Genomic DNA, 14,488 nt, shown 5'->3' with positions numbered 1-14,488 from the left:
GCCGCCGCGGGTGGGATCCGCCGCGGTTGCGGGGCTGTGCACGCCTCCCGCCCGGTCACGTCCGGCAGCCCCCAGCCCATCCAGCTCCCGGCCAAGCTGGTCGCGCGCGGGTCGACCGTGCCGCAGTGGCCTTTCGCCACCCCGCTCCGCCGCCTCGCCGCGGATCGCGCACACCTCCCGGCAAAACTGGACGCGCGCGGCTCGACCGTGCCGCAGTAGTCGCGCGGGTTTCTCGGGGCTTGGCAGCGCGGGCAACGCTCCGATCGCGGAGCCCGGGGGTCCGCGACCGGAGCGTTGCCCGACCAGTGGCGCGCCGGGAACGGTGGGTGGGTGAGTCAGGCCTCCTCGCCGGGGCCGCTCGGGGTGCGGTCCTCCGGCAGGGAGTTGTCCTCCTCACCGAGGCCCTCGTCCTGTTCGGTGGCGGGGCGGGCTTCCTCGTCCAGGTCTTCGCGGCGGGGGTCGGTCATCGTGGTCTCCTAACGTCCGAAGCGGCCCATGATGGTGCCGGTGCTGAGCACGTGCCCCTCGATGGCGGCGCGCACGTCCTGGCCGGTGGCGTCCTCGCCGAGGCCAAGCTTGCGGTCCACCGCGTACAGCCGGAAGAAGTACCGGTGCGGCTCGTCCCCCACCGGCGGGCGCGGGCCGCCCCAGCCGCGCTCCCCGAAGTCGTTGCGGCCCTCCACACCGGAGTCCAGGCCGGTCGACGTCGGCGCGATGCCGGTGACCACCCAGTGGGTGAACGTCCCGGCGGGCGCGTCCGGGTCCTCGCACAGCAGCACGAGTTCCGCGGCGCCGTCGGGAATGCGCAGCCACTCCAGCGACGGCCGCTCGTTGCCGCCCTCGTAGGAGTACTGCTCGGGGATCAACGTGTTGTCGCTGAAGGAACTGGTGCGCAGCTCGAGCCCGCCGGCGAGCGGTCGCGGCGGCTCGCCGAGGCCCGGGTCGCCCCGGCTCGTGCCGCGGTCGCCGGCCGGACCGGCCGCGCGCTCTGGGTCCGGCATGGTGCCTCCTCGGGAGATCGGTCGCACCAGCCGACATACCCACTGGCCCGGCGGGTACCCACCGCGGCATGAACCCCGAACGACACCAGGCCCAGGACGACACCGAGGAGAACGCGGACAGCCGCACGTCGATCGCCGAGAGCACCGGCGAACCGTTCGAGCCGCCGCAGCCGGGCAAGACCGCCGTGTCGCGCAGCACCGAGGAGGCCGACACGACCGGCACCGTCGGGCAGGCCGAATACCCCCGGGACACCGAACGCGGCTAGCGCCGGCCGGGGCAAGGCACGAAGAACGCACGTGCTCCCCCCGCAGCCCAGGAGGCAGAACCCCGGGGGGCCACCCACTGGTCGCGCGTGCCACCCGCAAGGGCATGCTCCGCGCGGCTGAGCCGGCTCACCCCGCCGCCCGCCGCTCAGGAAACTGCCGCTCCGGAAGCGGAAACCGGGCCGGTCAGTCGCGGTCCCGGCCGTGCCCGCGGCCGGGACGGTGGTCGCCGCGGTCGTCGTCGTGGCGGTCTCCCCGGTCGTCACCGGCGCGTGGGGGCTCGGCGGCGGGCGCCGGGGTGGGTGACGGTGGCGGCGGGGGCGGCGGCGTGCTCGTCTCGCTGGACAGCACGGCGTCGCTGTCGATCAGGGGGGCCGGGGCGGCCGGGATGAGCCCGAGCTGGTGCGTCTCGGTGACCACACGGCCGTCCTCGAAGGTGTACGCGATCGTCACCGACACGGTGTTGTCGGCGACTACAGCGGGTGGCGCGGTGACCGTCAGGGCCGTGATGCCCGCCCAGCGAGCGCGGTAGGCGTCCTGGCCCTGCGCCTGCATCTTCGGGCCGAGGCGGGTCCACGCGTTGTCCGGCCGGGCGGGCAGCAGCGCGTAGTACTCGCGCACCGCCCCGGTGATCGCGGCGGCGTCGAGCGCCGCGGGCGGCGGGGCCGGCGCCGGAGCCGGTGGGTCGGGCGTGAGCTGCGTGAACAGGATGACGACCGCCAGCACCGCGAGCAACGCGCCCGCGACGGGCAGCAGGAACCGGCGCTTCGACGCGACGAGCCCGGCGACCCGCTTGTTCAGCCGTGTCCCGGCTCCGGCCGCCCCAGCCACCGGAGTGTTCAGCCGCGTCCCAGCGGCAACCGGCGCGTTCACTCGCGTGCCAGCGGCAACCGGCGCGTTCACCCGCGTCCCGGCACCGCCCGGCCCGGCAACCGGCGCCACCGGCACAGTCAGCGAAGACGGCGTCACCACCGGTTGCGTCCGCGCCCGCGCCGGGTTCAGCGTGCGCGGCGGCACCGGCTGCCCGTCCGCGACCGCCTGCAGCGCGGTCACCACCTGCACGGTGCTGGGCCGCTGGGCGGGGTCGGGCCGCAGCATCGCCATCAGCACCGGGGCGAGCGGGCCCGCGTACCGCGGTTCCGGCACCTCCCCGGCGGCGACGCGGTGCAGCAACGCGATCGGGTTCTCGTCGTCCCCGAAGGGCGGCACGCCCTCGACCGCGTCGTAGAGCGTGGCGCCCAGCGAGAACACGTCGGAGTCGGGCGTCGGCTCCTCGCCGCGGGCGATCTCCGGCGCGAGGAACATCGGCGTCCCGGAGACCAGGCCGCCCTGCGTCAGCGCCGAGTCGCCGGTCGCGCGCGAGATGCCGAAGTCCGCGATCTTGACCGTGCCGTCGTCGGCGACGAGCAGGTTGCCCGGTTTGACGTCGCGGTGCACGATCCCGGCCGCGTGGGCGGCGGCCAGCGCGCCGGCGGCCTGCAGCCCGATCCGCGCGACGGCCTCCGGCGTGAGCAGCCCCTGCTCGGCGACGACCTCGGCGAGGCTGCGGGACGGCACGTACTCCATCACCAGCACGGGCTGGCCGTTGTGCTCGGCGACGTCGTGCACGGTGACCACGTTGGGGTGGCGCAGACGGGCGGCGTTGCGGCCTTCGCGCAGGATCCGCTGCCGCGCCTGCTCGCTCTGCGCCGGGCCTGGCCACAGCTGCTTGACTGCGACCTGGCGCTCCAGACGCTCGTCACGAGCCAGCCAGACGACGCCTGTGCCGCCGGCCCCGACACGGCTCTCCAGCCGATACCGCCCGGCGAGGAGGTTGCCGGCGCCGTCCACGGTCAGTCCGTCCGTAGTCGTCACCCGGTCAGGTTACGGACCGGCCTGCTCCGGGACGAGAGCGGGCAGCCGCCACACCATCAACGCCGACCACACCACGTGCGTCACCAGCGGCGCCAGCACCCCGCCGCCCGACCGCCGCTGCCACGCGAACACCGTCCCCATCACGGCGGACGCCGCGACCAGCGCGGGGTTGCGGGTGGCGGTGGTGGTCAGGACGTACACGGCCGTCGACCCGGTCGCGCCCAGCGCGTTGTAGACCGGGCCGCGGAAGAAGAGCTCCTCGGCCGCGCCGTTGGCCAGCGTCGTGAGCAGCACGGCGCCGCCGTTGCCCGCGGTCGCGTAGCGCAGCACGCGCCGCAGCGCCCGCCGCAGCACCGGGATCCGCCGGGCCACCTCGGCACCGGCGCGGAACACCGCGAACGCGCCGACGCCGCAAGCAACCGGCCCGGCGCCGACCCGGCCGGCGGGCGTCCGGTCGAGCAGGCTCCCGGCGGCCCAGACCCCCGCCACCGCCGCGGTCGAGCGGACGAACTCCCGCGAACCCGGTTTCCGCGTCAAGGAGTACCCCAGCAGCCCGGCCCCAGCCGCCGTGACCAGCCCCAGCGCGGTCTTCACGCCCCGGCCCGCTCCCGCAACGCGGCCGCCACCGCGGCGTCGAAGCCCATCGGCTCGAACGGCACCACCTCACGCAGGCTGTGGTCCCGCACCACGACCTCGTTGATCATCGAATCGACCAGCGACCGGCCGGTGCGGGCGTCCACGTCGGTGACCAGCGACAGCCACAGCGACGACAGCCTCGGCGACAGCAGCGGCACCGGCACGATGACCCGGAACCGGCCCTCGATCCCGGCGACGCGCTTCAGCATCTCGCCGTAGGCCAGGACGTCCGGGCCGCCTGCTTCGAAGACCCGCCCCGGCGGCACGTCCAGCAGCGCGACCAGGTAGCGGACGACGTCGGCCAGCGCGATCGGCTGGGTGCGCGTGCCGACCCACCGCGGGGTGACCATCGCGGGCAGGTGCTCGACCAGCTGGCGCGTGATCTCCCAGGAGATCCCTCCGTGGCCGATGACGATCCCGGCGCGCAGCACGGTCACCGGCACGCCCGCCTCCCCCAGCAGGCCCTCCACCTCGCGGCGGCTGCGCAAGTGCGGTGACAGGTCGTCGGCGTCGTCGCCGAGCCCGCCGAGGTAGGCGATCCGGGACAGGCCGGCGTCCGCGGCGGCGCGGGCGAAGTTCCGCGCGGCACGGGCGTCGCGGCGTTCGAAGTCCGGCTCGCCCAGCGAGTGCACCAGGTAGTAGGCCGCATCGGCCCCGGCCAGTGCTTCGCGAAGGGAACCGGCGTCGTGCACGTCGCCGTGGACCGGTTCGCCCGCCCCGGCGTAGTCGTCCGGGCGCCGGGTCATCGCGACGACGTCGTGTCCGGCCTCGACGAGCGCCGGGCACAACCGCCGTCCCACGAACCCGGACGCCCCCGCCACAGCCACCCGCATCGGCCGTCCTCCACGCTATCTTAGCGATGATATTCTTACGGTAGAAATGTTTTGAGGGGATCCTATGCCGAAGCGCGACAAGCCGCAGCCGGACGCGGTCGATCTGATGCTCGCCGAGTGGCGCCGCGAGGCGCCGGAGATCGACGCGTCGCCGCTGGCGGTGTTCGGGCGGCTGCACCGCGCCTTCGACGGGTACACCGTGCAGCTCAACCGGGTGTTCGGGCGGTACGGGGTCAACATCTCCGCGTTCGGCATCCTGGCCGCGCTGCGGCGCGTGGGCGCACCGTACCGCCGGACGGCGGGCGAGCTGGCGGACGCGAACCTCCTCACCACGGGCGGTATCACGCAGCGGGTCGACAAGCTGGAGGCCGCCGGCCTGGTGTACCGCGAACGCGACGCCGCCGACCGCCGCATCGTCTACATCGGACTCACCGACGAGGGCCTCGCGCTGACCGACAAGGTCGCGGAGGTCCACTTCGCCAACGAGAACCGGATGCTGGCGGGCCTGACGAAGACCGAGCGGACGCAGCTGGCGCAGCTGCTCAGCCGTCTGGAGCATTCGATCCGGCTGGCCGAGATGGCCGACCGCGCCGAATCCGAGGGGAACCGTCCGGGCCGCCGGTGAGTCGGACCGGTAAACGATCATCCCCCCGGAAGGCTGCCTGATGACCGACCCCGTGCCGAACCTCGGCAACGACGCCACGGCGACCCTGTTCGACGCGATCGACTTCGCGGTCGAAAACGCGGAAACGACCGAGTCCGGGTTCGTGCCCTTCGTGCTCGCCGTGATGCCTGACGGCGAGAAGGTCGCGACGCGCTACGTCGACTCCGAGGAGTACTTCACCGTCGAGGGCAGCGTCGCGCTGGCCCGCCAGGACCTCGCCGCGGCCGACCCGGTCCCCCGCCACGTCGCGCTGGCCTGGGACGGTTTCCTGACCCTGGACGAGGACCGGACCGAGGCCGTGTTCGTCGACGCCTACGAGCAGGGCAGGCCGGAGGGCGTGCGGTTCGCGCAGCGCTACTACCGCGCCAGCGGCGGCCTGGAGATGATCGGGAACCCGTTGCTGCTCGGCCACCGCCCCGAGCCGATGCTGCCCCACCCGGCCGGACCCGGGCAGGCAGGCGACGGACGGGTCGCCGCGATCGCCCGGATCCAGGCCATGGTGGACGAGCGGAAGCGGCGCTAGCTGTTGTGACTCGTGAGGTTGTGGACGGCGTGCCGGGTTGATTGTGGGGAGGGCCTCCGGGCGGAGTGGGTGTTGCGACGCATCCACTACCAGCCCTGGAGGTCCTCGATGGGTCACGCTAACGGCATCACCGTGCTGCGAATCCTGACCGACAACGCCCTGGCCTACCGCCGAGGCACCTGCTGGGCCGCGGTCCGCACCGCCCTCGGCCTGCGCCGCCGCTACATCAAACCCGGCTGCCCCTGGACCAACGGCAAAGCCGAACGCTTCCACCGCACCCTGCTCACCGAATTCGCCTACGCCCAGCCCCGGACCCCCAACACCCACCGCCTGGCAACCTTGCCCACCTGGGTCCAGCACTACAACACTGAACGCCCACACTCCGCCCTGACAGGCCACCCACCCATCACCCGACTGCACTGACCCTCCACAACCTGCCAGGTCATAACACCTAGCCCGCCCAGGGCAGGGGCGCCTCGTCGAGGCCCCAGTACACGCTCTTCTGCCGCAGGTACCCGAGGATCCCCTCGCGGCCCTTGTCCACGCCCAGCCCGCTCTCCTTCCTGCCGGAGAACGGCGTCGAGATGCTGAACTGCTTGTACGTGTTGATCCACACCGTTCCGGCGTCGATCCGCCGCGCCAGGCGCCACGCGCGGCGGTAGTCGGCGGTCCAGATGCCGCACGCCAGGCCATACACCGTGTCGTTCGCCTGCGCCACCAGGTCCTCCTCGTCCCGGTAGGGCAGCAGCACCCCGACCGGGCCGAAGATCTCCTCCTGGCAGGTCTTCGACGAATTCGGCAGCCCCTCCAGCAGCGTCGGCGGGTAGTAGGCGCCCGCCGAGGACGGCACCTCTCCCCCGCACAGCACCCGCGCCCCCTCCTCGCGCGCGCGGTCCACCAGCGCGGCCACCCGGTCGCGGTGCGCGAACGTCGCCAGCGGCGCCACCTGCGTGTCCGCCGCCGTGCCCGGCCCCATGCGCAACCGGGACGCCCCCGCGACGAGCAGGTCCCGGAACTCGGCGTACCGCGACGCCGGCAGGAAGATCCGCGACCCGGCGATGCAGCTCTGCCCGCTGGAGGAGAAGATCCCGAACAGAATCCCGGCCACCGCCTGCTCCACCGGCGCGTCCGGGCACACGATCGTCGGCGACTTGCCGCCCAGCTCCATCGTCACCGGCATGACCTTCTCCGCCGCGATCCGCCCGATCGCCCGCCCGGTCGACGTGCCGCCGGTGAACGCGACCTTGCCGACCAGCGGATGCCGCACGATCGCGTCCCCCACCACCGAACCCGGCCCCGGCAGCACGGACAGCAACGGCGCCGGCACCCCCGCCTCCAGCACCAGCCGCGCCAGCGCCAGCGACACCAGCGGCGTCGCCTCGGCCGGTTTGAGCAGCACGCCGTTGCCCGCCGCGAGCGCGGGCGCGATCTTCTGCGCGTCGCTGGCGATCGGCGAGTTCCACGGCGTGATCGCGCCGACCACCCCGATCGGCTCATACACCGACATGGTGAGCCACGGCCCGCGTTGCGGGGTCAGCGCGGTCTCCATGGTCTCCAGCGCCGCCGCGTAGAACCGGAACGTCGCGGCCGCGCTCGCCACCAGCGCCCGCGTCTCGCGCAGCGCCTTGCCGGTGTTGCGGGTCTGCAGCAGGGCCAGCGACTCCGCGTCGCGCTCGATCAGGTCGCCGACCCGCGCCAGTACCCGCGCCCGTTCGTGCGGCAGCAACTCCGCCCATTCGGCCACTGACGCCGCGCGGGCCGCCTCGTCGACGTCCCGGGCGGACGCGCCGTGCACGACCGCGACCGTCTCACCGGTCGCCGGGTCCACGCATTCCAGCGGTGCGCCACCGCCCCGCCGCCACCGCCCGGCCACCAGGATCTCGTCCGCGGGCACTGTCATCGAGCCACCTCCACACGCCGTCCAGGCTCGGCAGAATAACTTAGCTCTAAGCTAATTGGAAGGCGTTAACCACATCGAAACCACCCAGCAGAAAACTTAGCGCTAAGGGTTGTCGTCGCCCGGCCGACGGTGCTACAAACTCTTCCCAAGTTCCCTTAGAGCTAAGACATCCAAGGAGATCCCGTGACGACGACGCAAGCCGGCCTCGAAGAACTGATCGACTCCTGCATCGCCACCCGCGAATCGCGCTACGAGGACTGGGACACGCTCGGTTTCCAGGCCAAGGCGGGCGAGCAGTTCCGCCGCGCGCAGGTCCGCTACATCGGCTCCGGCGCGACCGGCAACCACGACACCGACAACCGCATCCTGCCCTCGGAGCACTTCACGTTCTCCAACATGCGGCTGCCCGCCGGCGCGATCGGCCCCGAGCACACCCACCACGACGTGGAGGAGGTCTTCTTCGTCCTGGAGGGCGCCCTCGAGGTCACCGTGCACGACGTCGAGGACGGCACCAAGACCGCCAGCCGCGTGCTGGGCTACCGCGACCTCATCCGCGTCCCGGCCGGGGTGCCGCGCAGCCTGCGCAACATCGGCGACACCGACGCCCTGTTCGCCGTGATCATCGGCACGCAGAAGCCGCAGCTGCCGACCTACCCGCCGACCTCGCCGATGCACGGCGTGACCCGCGACTGAAGCCATGCCCCGGACGGTACGAGTTCACCAGAGCACCTGGCTGGCCGACGGGGTCGTGCGCGTCGAGCTGCGCGACCCCGCCGGGGCGGCCCTGCCGGCGTGGGAGCCGGGCGCGCACCTGTCGCTGCACCTGCCCAACGGGCTGGTCCGGGAGTACTCCCTGTGCGGCGACCCGGCGGACGGGCACAGCTGGACCGTGGCCGTCCTGCGCGAGCCGTCCTCCCGCGGCGGCAGCGCCTGGGTGCACGAGCGCCTCACCCCGGGCACGCTGGTCGAGGTCGACGGGCCACGCAACAACTTCGCCCTCGAAGACGCGCCCCGGCACCTGCTGATCGCGGGCGGCATCGGCATCACTCCCCTGCTGGCGATGGCGAACCACCTGGAGCAGCGGGGTTCCGACTGGTCCATGCTCTACTGTGGACGATCCCGGTCGAGCATGGCCTTCCTGGCCGACCTGCCCGCGGACCGGGTGCGCGTGCACGCCGACGACGAGCGCGGCGGGCCGCCTGACCTGGCGGCCGAGCTGGCTGAACTCCGGCCGGGCACGCTCGTCTACTGCTGCGGCCCGGAACCGCTCATCGCCGCCGTCGAGGCCGCGCTGCCGGACGCCTCGATGCTGCGGGTGGAGCGGTTCCGCGCACCGGAACCCAAAACCACCGGGCCGGACCACGGCTTCGACGTGGTGTGCGGCGGGTCGGGGCGCCGGGTTCCGGTTCCCGCCGGGGTGTCCATCTTGGACGCTCTCGCCGGGGCCGGGGTGTCCGTGCCCAACTCCTGCCGGGAAGGGGTGTGCGGCACCTGCGAGACCAAGGTGCTCGCCGGCGAACCCGAGCACCGCGACTTCCTGCTGAGCGACGACGAGAAGGCGGCCGGCGGCACGATGCTGATCTGCGTGTCGCGCAGCCGGTCGGCCGAGCTCGTCCTGGACGTGGAGGACTGAGGACATGCCTTCCAGCTACGAGAACGCGTTCGGCGACGAACTCGAGGCGATCTACGGCCGCGGCGTGCACGACCTGCCCGGCGTGGTGGCCGCGCTCAACTCCTCCGGGGTGCGCCCCGCGGGCGGCGAGGACTGGACCGAGTCGTCGTTCACTGCCGAACTGGCCCGCCTGAGCGGAACGGAGAGCTAGACGTGAACCCCTTGCACACCACCGAGGGCCTGCTGGCGTTCGGGCTGCGGGACCGCTGGTACCCACTGTGCCCGTCCGGGCACGTACGTCCCGGTGAGCTGGTCCGGATCGAGCGCGCGGGCGAGCAGCTGCTGCTGTGGCGCGACGCCGCCGGAGTCGTGCACGTTCAGGAAGACCGCTGCCCGCACCGCGCCGCCCGGCTGTCGCAGGGCGTGCACATGGGCGACCGGGTGGCCTGCAACTACCACGGCGTGCAGGTCGACGCCGAGGGCACGGTGGTGTCCGTGCCGGGCAGCCCGGGCTGCGCCCTGGAGGGCCGCCGCGTGCTGCGGACGTTCCCGGCGGAGGAGCACACCGGGGCGGTCTTCGCCTGGTTCGGGCTCGACGAGTCGGCGCCACCGGCTCCGCTGGAGGTGCCGGAGCCGATCGCGGGCGGAGAGTGGTCGGAGTTCCTCTGCTACGTCGAGTGGGACGCGCCCTACCTGTACTCGCTGGACAACCTGCTCGACCCGATGCACGGCGCGTTCCTGCACCGCAACAGCCACACGATGTTCGCGGGCAAGCGCGAGGCGGTCTTCCAGATCCGCGCGACCGACAACGGTTTCGTGTTCGAGAAGACCGACCAGCGCGGCGTGAACTTCGACTGGGTCGAGCTGACCCACGGCGGCGCGGACTGGGTCACCCTCGACATCCCGTACCCGGACACCGCAGGCCCGGGCGGGCCGTTCACGATCGTCGCCGGGCTGTGCGCGATCTCGGCGAACCGGCACGCCGGGTTCTTCTGGCGCTGCCGCAAGGTGTCCGGTTGGGAGCGGGACAGCTGGCGCTTCCTCTACCGCAACCGGCTGGAGGCCCGGCACTACGCCGTGCTGGAGCAGGACCGCGAGATGGCCGAGGCGATGCCCGCCGACGCCTGGGACCGGGAGAACCTCTACCAGCACGACATCGCGCTCGTCCGGATGCGCCGCCTGCTGAAGGCGGAGGCCGCGAAACAGGCGGCCCGCCTGACCGAGCCCGCGACCGCAGCGCCGGTCCCGGTCGCCTGAACCCCTTGGAGGACACCATGTCCGAACCCGTCGTCCGGTTGCGGGCGCTGCGGTCGGTGACCCTGCGCTCCATCGCGTGCGCCGACGCGGGCGAGTTCTACCGCGAGGTGTGGGGCCTGCGGCAGGTCGAGCAGGACACCGGCGCGGTGTGGCTGCGCGGCACCAGCAGCGAGCACCACGTGCTGCAGTTGCAGCAGGCGGAGCGCAACGCGCTCGGCAAGGTGGCCTTCGCGGTCGCCACGCCACGCGAGATCGACGAGGCCGCGACGCGCCTGGTCGCGCAGGGCATCCCGTTGGTCACCGAGCCCGGCAAGCTGGACCAGGTCGGCGGCGGCTACGGGCTGCGCTTCGCCGATCCGGAGGGACGGCTGATCGAGTTGTCCGCGGACGTGTTCGCCGTGACCCCGGACGATCCGGACGGCCACCCGGCGGTGCCGCGGAAGCTGGCGCACGTCGTGCTCAACACCGCCGACATCGACGCGGCGTGCGAGTTCTACACCCGTGTGCTCGGCATGCGGATCTCCGACTGGTCGGAGCACCAGATGGCGTTCCTGCGCTGCAACGCCGACCACCACGTGATCGCGTTCAACCAGGCGCCGTTCGCGTCGGTCAACCACGTCGCCTACGAGATGGCCTCGATCGACCACTTCATGCGTGGCATCGGGCGGCTGCGGCACAACGGGATCACCCCGCTGTGGGGTCCGGGGCGGCACGGGCCGGGCAGCAACACGTTCGGCTACTTCGCCGACCCGGCCGGGCTGGTGTGCGAGTACACGTCCGAGGTCGAGCAGGTCGTGGAGGACGCGTGGCTGTGCCGGGTGTGGCGGCGCACGCCCGAGCTGTCCGACCTGTGGGGCACCGCGGGCCCGCCGTCGAAGGACGTCCGCACCCACATGGCGGGCGTGCCCGACCCCGGTTGCACGGCTTGGTGGCGGGGATGAGGGCCGGGGTGATCGGCGCGGGCTCGATCGGCGGCGTGGTCGCCCGCGCCCTGCGCGACGGAACCGTGCCGGGTGCGACGCTGTCCGGTGTCGTGGACCCGGCGGGTGCGGCGGACCTGCCGCTGGTGTCGCTGGACGAGCTGCTGTCCACTTCGGACCTGATCGTCGAGGCGGCCGGGCAGCGGGCACTGGCGGAGGTCGGACCGCAGGTGCTGGCCGCCGGGCGGGACCTGCTGGTCGTGTCGGTCGGCGCGCTGGCCGACGACGCCCTGCTGGACAAGCTGCTGTCCGCGGGCCCCGGTGAGCTGCACCTGTCGACCGGCGCGATCGGCGGGCTGGACCTGCTGCGGGCGGCGGCCCGGATGGCGCCGCTGTCCCGGGTCACCATCGAGACCACGAAACTCGCCGCGAACCTGGTGCAGCCGTGGATGTCCGACGAGGAGGCCGCGCGGCTGCGGACCACCGCCGAGCCGGTCGAGCTGATGCGCGGCCCGGCACGCGAGGTGACGGCGGCGTTCCCGAAGTCGGCGAACGTGGCTGCCTCGGTGGCGCTGGCCGTGGGCGACTGGGACGTGGTCGAGGCGGCGGTGATCGCCGATCCGGCCGCCGAGCTGACCTCGCACGTCATCACCGCCGACGGGCCGGCCGGGTCGTACCGGTTCGAGATCCGCAACCGGCCCTCGCCGCGGACGCCGACGAGCAGCGAGGTCGTGCCGCACGCGGTGCTCGCCGCGATCGCCGCGCTGGCGGAGCCGCGGGTGGTGTTCCGGTGACCCCCGTGTTGCTGCTGCACGGCATCGGCGGGTCCAGCGCGTCCTTCGAGTCGCAAGTGGACGTCCTGGCGGAGCGGCACCGGGTGGTGGCCTGGGACGCGCCCGGGTACGGAGAGTCGCCGGACCCGGAACGCGCCGACATCGCCTGGTACGCCGAGCAGGCTGCGCGGATCTTCGACGAACCCGCCCACGTGGTGGGGGTGTCGTGGGGCGGGGTGATCGCGACCCGGCTCGCGCTGGAGCACCCCGTGCTGTCGCTGACCCTGGCCGACTCCACGCGCGGCTCCGGCACCAGCGCGGAGGCCGCGGCCCGGATGCGGGCGCGGGTGGACGAGCTGGCCGAGGTGGGTGCCGCGGAGTTCGCGCGACGGCGGGCGCCGCGCCTGAGCTCCGATCCGGCGACCCGCGCCAAGGTCGAGGCGACGATGGCCCAGGTGCGCCTGGCCGGGTACCGCGCGGCCGCGGAGTCGATGGCCACCACCGACCACGGTCCGCTGCTGGGCCGGATCAGCGTGCCGACGCTGGTGGTCGTGGGCGCGGACGACCAGGTCACCGGCGTCAAGGAGAGCCGGCTGCTGGCGCGGGAGATCCCCGGAGCGCGGCTACGGGTGATCGGCGGCGGGCACGCGGCCAACCAGGAGTGCCCCGGCGAGTTCAACGAGGTCCTGCTGGAGTTCCTGTCCGAAGTGGAGGCCGCGCGATGCGCCTGATCGTGGTGACCGGCGCCGGGCGCGGGCTCGGCTGGGCGATCGCCGACGCCCTCGGCGCGTCCGGGGCGCAGGTCGTGGTCGCCGAACACGACCCGGAGCGCGCCGCCCGCGGGGTGGCGCAGCTCGAAGAGCGCGGGCGGACCGTGCACCGGATCGACACCGACGTCGCCGATCCCGATTCGGTGGCAGGGCTGGCGGAACAGGTGGCGAAGATCGGGCCCCTGCACGGTCTGGTCAACAACGCGGCGATGGCCGACGGCGTGGGCGGCAAGCACTTCGCCGACCTGGAGGTGGAGGCGTGGGACCGGCTGATGACGGTCAACGCGCGCGGCCCGTGGCTGGTCGCCCGGGCCCTGTACCCGCAGCTCGCGGCCACCGGCGGGCGCATCGTGAACATCGCCTCCGACGTCGCGCTGTTCGGGCCGCCGCGCCTGGTGCACTACGTGTCCTCGAAGGGCGCGGTGATCGCGATGACCCGCGCGATGGCCCGCGACGCCGGGCGGGACGGGGTGACGGTGAACGCGGTCGCGCCCGGCCTGACCGAGGTCGAGGCGACCGAGCGCGTGCCGCGCGAACGGCACCAGCTCTACGCGAACGGGCGGGCGCTGACCCGGGCGCAGCAACCGGGTGACGTGGTGGGCGCGGTGGAGTTCCTGCTCTCCGACGCCGCCTCGTTCATCACCGGGCAAACGTTGGTCGTCGACGGCGGATTCGTCTGCCACTAGGAGTTTTCATGGACCTGGGACTTTCCGGGCGGGCGGTCGTGGTGACCGGCGCCAGTTCCGGTGTCGGGCTGGCGACCGCCGCGATGCTGCTCGCCGAGGGCGCGCACGTCGCCGCGTGCGCGCGGGACGGCGTGCGGCTGGAGAAGGCACTCGCCGACCTGCCCCGCGCGGCCGGCGCCCGGCTGCACACCGCGGCGTGCGACGTCCTCGACGCCGGCGACGTGCGCCGGTTCGTCACCGGCGCCGGCGAGGAGTTCGGCGGGCTGGACGGCGTGGTCAACAACGCCGGGCGCTCGCTGATGGCGCGGCTGGCCGAGACCAGCGACGAGCAGTGGCGCGACGAGCTGCACCTGAAGATCTTCTCGGTGCTGCACGTCGTCCGCGCCGCGCAGCCGTGGCTGCGGCCGGGCGCGGCGGTGGTCAACGTCAACGCGATCCTGTCCCGCCAGCCCGAGCCGAAGCTCGCCGCGACGTCGGCGGCGCGGGCGGCGCTGCTGAACCTGTCCAAGACGCTGGCCGCCGAGCTGGCGCCGGAGGTGCGGGTCAACTCGGTGTGCCTCGGCCTGGTGGACACCGGTCAGTGGCGGCGCCGGTACGAGCAGTCTGGCACCGAGCTGTCCTGGGCGGAGTGGACGTCGGAGCTCGCCGCGGACCGGGGCATCCCGCTCGGCCGGCTCGGCACCGCCGAGGAGGTCGCCTTCCCGATCGTGGCGCTGCTGTCGCCACGCGCTTCGTACGTGACCGGTTCCGCCCTCGACGTCGGTGGCGGCGTCGCCCGATACGTCTGAGGAGACA

At 73.3% G+C, this 14,488-nt stretch carries 19 protein-coding genes; 13 read left to right on the top strand and 6 right to left on the bottom strand.

What is annotated here, in order from left to right:
• Positions 1-335: 335 nt before the first annotated feature.
• Both ABZ193_RS04740 and ABZ193_RS04735 read right to left on the bottom strand, forming a co-directional pair.
• On the bottom strand, positions 336-467 hold the full coding sequence (locus tag ABZ193_RS04740) for a hypothetical protein (protein WP_017981498.1): 132 nt from the start codon (positions 465-467) through the stop codon (positions 336-338).
• A gap of 9 nt (positions 468-476) precedes the next feature.
• The gene (locus ABZ193_RS04735) at positions 477-1,001 is read right to left on the bottom strand and encodes a YbhB/YbcL family Raf kinase inhibitor-like protein (RefSeq protein WP_237338622.1); all 525 of its coding nucleotides are present in this window, start codon (positions 999-1,001) and stop codon (positions 477-479) included.
• Between the two features lie 68 nt (positions 1,002-1,069).
• Between ABZ193_RS04735 and ABZ193_RS04730 the strand changes: the two genes are divergently transcribed.
• Positions 1,070-1,267 (top strand): hypothetical protein, encoded by a 198-nt coding sequence (locus ABZ193_RS04730; protein WP_354708937.1) that lies wholly within the window; start codon positions 1,070-1,072, stop codon positions 1,265-1,267.
• 184 nt (positions 1,268-1,451) lie between these two features.
• Here ABZ193_RS04730 and ABZ193_RS04725 read toward each other — a convergent pair whose 3' ends face one another.
• The 3 genes from ABZ193_RS04725 to ABZ193_RS04715 are packed head-to-tail and all read right to left on the bottom strand — an operon-like array spanning position 1,452 to position 4,588.
• A complete protein-coding gene (locus tag ABZ193_RS04725; RefSeq protein WP_354708935.1) occupies positions 1,452-3,119 on the bottom strand; it encodes a protein kinase in 1,668 nt (555 codons plus the stop codon).
• Between the two features lie 9 nt (positions 3,120-3,128).
• A complete protein-coding gene (locus tag ABZ193_RS04720) occupies positions 3,129-3,713 on the bottom strand; it encodes a CPBP family intramembrane glutamic endopeptidase (RefSeq protein ID WP_354708934.1) in 585 nt (194 codons plus the stop codon).
• Positions 3,710-4,588: an NAD(P)H-binding protein gene (locus ABZ193_RS04715; RefSeq protein ID WP_354708932.1), complete on the bottom strand. Its 879-nt coding sequence runs from the start codon at positions 4,586-4,588 to the stop codon at positions 3,710-3,712. The genes ABZ193_RS04720 and ABZ193_RS04715 overlap by 4 nt, the downstream gene beginning before the upstream one ends.
• Positions 4,589-4,652: 64 nt before the next feature.
• On the opposite strand from ABZ193_RS04715, the gene ABZ193_RS04710 reads away from it, so the two are divergent.
• From ABZ193_RS04710 to ABZ193_RS04700, 3 genes are all read left to right on the top strand, one after another.
• A complete protein-coding gene (locus tag ABZ193_RS04710; RefSeq protein ID WP_237338618.1) occupies positions 4,653-5,213 on the top strand; it encodes a MarR family transcriptional regulator in 561 nt (186 codons plus the stop codon).
• Between the two features lie 40 nt (positions 5,214-5,253).
• Complete coding sequence (locus tag ABZ193_RS04705) at positions 5,254-5,775, top strand: hypothetical protein (protein ID WP_354708931.1); 522 nt, start codon at positions 5,254-5,256, stop codon at positions 5,773-5,775.
• 108 nt (positions 5,776-5,883) lie between these two features.
• On the top strand, positions 5,884-6,198 hold the full coding sequence (locus ABZ193_RS04700; RefSeq protein ID WP_354708929.1) for an integrase core domain-containing protein: 315 nt from the start codon (positions 5,884-5,886) through the stop codon (positions 6,196-6,198).
• Positions 6,199-6,226: 28 nt separating this feature from the next.
• Here the strand turns inward: ABZ193_RS04700 and ABZ193_RS04695 are convergent, their stop codons facing one another.
• Positions 6,227-7,675, bottom strand: a complete 1,449-nt coding sequence (locus ABZ193_RS04695; protein ID WP_354708927.1) for an aldehyde dehydrogenase — start codon at positions 7,673-7,675, stop codon at positions 6,227-6,229.
• Between the two features lie 183 nt (positions 7,676-7,858).
• Between ABZ193_RS04695 and ABZ193_RS04690 the strand changes: the two genes are divergently transcribed.
• From ABZ193_RS04690 to ABZ193_RS04650, 9 genes are read left to right on the top strand one after another with little or no spacing between them, the layout of a single operon-like run.
• Positions 7,859-8,368 carry a cupin domain-containing protein gene (locus tag ABZ193_RS04690; RefSeq protein ID WP_354708925.1) on the top strand — a complete coding sequence of 170 codons (510 nt, stop codon included), beginning with the start codon at positions 7,859-7,861 and terminating at the stop codon, positions 8,366-8,368.
• 4 nt (positions 8,369-8,372) lie between these two features.
• A complete protein-coding gene (locus ABZ193_RS04685; protein WP_354708924.1) occupies positions 8,373-9,308 on the top strand; it encodes a PDR/VanB family oxidoreductase in 936 nt (311 codons plus the stop codon).
• Between the two features lie 4 nt (positions 9,309-9,312).
• Complete coding sequence (locus ABZ193_RS04680) at positions 9,313-9,498, top strand: recombinase-like helix-turn-helix domain-containing protein (RefSeq protein ID WP_020418958.1); 186 nt, start codon at positions 9,313-9,315, stop codon at positions 9,496-9,498.
• A 2-nt stretch (positions 9,499-9,500) separates the two neighbouring features.
• Positions 9,501-10,544, top strand: coding sequence for a Rieske 2Fe-2S domain-containing protein (locus ABZ193_RS04675; protein ID WP_354708923.1), 1,044 nt, complete (start codon positions 9,501-9,503; stop codon positions 10,542-10,544).
• 17 nt (positions 10,545-10,561) lie between these two features.
• Positions 10,562-11,485, top strand: coding sequence for a VOC family protein (locus ABZ193_RS04670; RefSeq protein WP_354708922.1), 924 nt, complete (start codon positions 10,562-10,564; stop codon positions 11,483-11,485).
• On the top strand, positions 11,482-12,258 hold the full coding sequence (locus ABZ193_RS04665; protein WP_354708920.1) for an aspartate dehydrogenase domain-containing protein: 777 nt from the start codon (positions 11,482-11,484) through the stop codon (positions 12,256-12,258). Before ABZ193_RS04670 ends, ABZ193_RS04665 begins: the two co-directional genes overlap by 4 nt.
• Positions 12,255-12,968: an alpha/beta hydrolase gene (locus ABZ193_RS04660; RefSeq protein WP_354708919.1), complete on the top strand. Its 714-nt coding sequence runs from the start codon at positions 12,255-12,257 to the stop codon at positions 12,966-12,968. Before ABZ193_RS04665 ends, ABZ193_RS04660 begins: the two co-directional genes overlap by 4 nt.
• Complete coding sequence (locus ABZ193_RS04655) at positions 12,959-13,693, top strand: SDR family oxidoreductase (RefSeq protein WP_354708918.1); 735 nt, start codon at positions 12,959-12,961, stop codon at positions 13,691-13,693. The genes ABZ193_RS04660 and ABZ193_RS04655 overlap by 10 nt, the downstream gene beginning before the upstream one ends.
• Before the next feature lie 8 nt (positions 13,694-13,701).
• Positions 13,702-14,481 (top strand): SDR family oxidoreductase, encoded by a 780-nt coding sequence (locus tag ABZ193_RS04650; RefSeq protein WP_354708917.1) that lies wholly within the window; start codon positions 13,702-13,704, stop codon positions 14,479-14,481.
• Positions 14,482-14,488: the final 7 nt, after the last annotated feature.

The organism is Amycolatopsis sp. NPDC006125 (assembly GCF_040614195.1).
In the GTDB taxonomy this organism is placed as follows: domain Bacteria; phylum Actinomycetota; class Actinomycetes; order Mycobacteriales; family Pseudonocardiaceae; genus Amycolatopsis_E; species Amycolatopsis_E tucumanensis.
This window is presented reverse-complemented; position numbering and strand designations above follow the sequence as displayed.

Bases quoted from the DNA above. Each gene is read 5' to 3' on its own strand.
- ABZ193_RS04710 (WP_237338618.1), top strand. From the start codon at position 4,653: ATGCCGAAGCGCGACAAGCCGCAGCCGGACGCGGTCGATCTGATGCTC.
- ABZ193_RS04695 (WP_354708927.1), bottom strand. From the start codon at position 7,675: ATGACAGTGCCCGCGGACGAGATCCTGGTGGCCGGGCGGTGGCGGCGG.
- ABZ193_RS04735 (WP_237338622.1), bottom strand. From the start codon at position 1,001: ATGCCGGACCCAGAGCGCGCGGCCGGTCCGGCCGGCGACCGCGGCACG.
- ABZ193_RS04680 (WP_020418958.1), top strand. From the start codon at position 9,313: ATGCCTTCCAGCTACGAGAACGCGTTCGGCGACGAACTCGAGGCGATC.
- ABZ193_RS04665 (WP_354708920.1), top strand. From the start codon at position 11,482: ATGAGGGCCGGGGTGATCGGCGCGGGCTCGATCGGCGGCGTGGTCGCC.
- ABZ193_RS04655 (WP_354708918.1), top strand. From the start codon at position 12,959: ATGCGCCTGATCGTGGTGACCGGCGCCGGGCGCGGGCTCGGCTGGGCG.
- ABZ193_RS04700 (WP_354708929.1), top strand. From the start codon at position 5,884: ATGGGTCACGCTAACGGCATCACCGTGCTGCGAATCCTGACCGACAAC.
- ABZ193_RS04730 (WP_354708937.1), top strand. From the start codon at position 1,070: ATGAACCCCGAACGACACCAGGCCCAGGACGACACCGAGGAGAACGCG.
- ABZ193_RS04670 (WP_354708922.1), top strand. From the start codon at position 10,562: ATGTCCGAACCCGTCGTCCGGTTGCGGGCGCTGCGGTCGGTGACCCTG.
- ABZ193_RS04685 (WP_354708924.1), top strand. From the start codon at position 8,373: ATGCCCCGGACGGTACGAGTTCACCAGAGCACCTGGCTGGCCGACGGG.
- ABZ193_RS04650 (WP_354708917.1), top strand. From the start codon at position 13,702: ATGGACCTGGGACTTTCCGGGCGGGCGGTCGTGGTGACCGGCGCCAGT.
- ABZ193_RS04705 (WP_354708931.1), top strand. From the start codon at position 5,254: ATGACCGACCCCGTGCCGAACCTCGGCAACGACGCCACGGCGACCCTG.
- ABZ193_RS04740 (WP_017981498.1), bottom strand. From the start codon at position 467: ATGACCGACCCCCGCCGCGAAGACCTGGACGAGGAAGCCCGCCCCGCC.
- ABZ193_RS04715 (WP_354708932.1), bottom strand. From the start codon at position 4,588: ATGCGGGTGGCTGTGGCGGGGGCGTCCGGGTTCGTGGGACGGCGGTTG.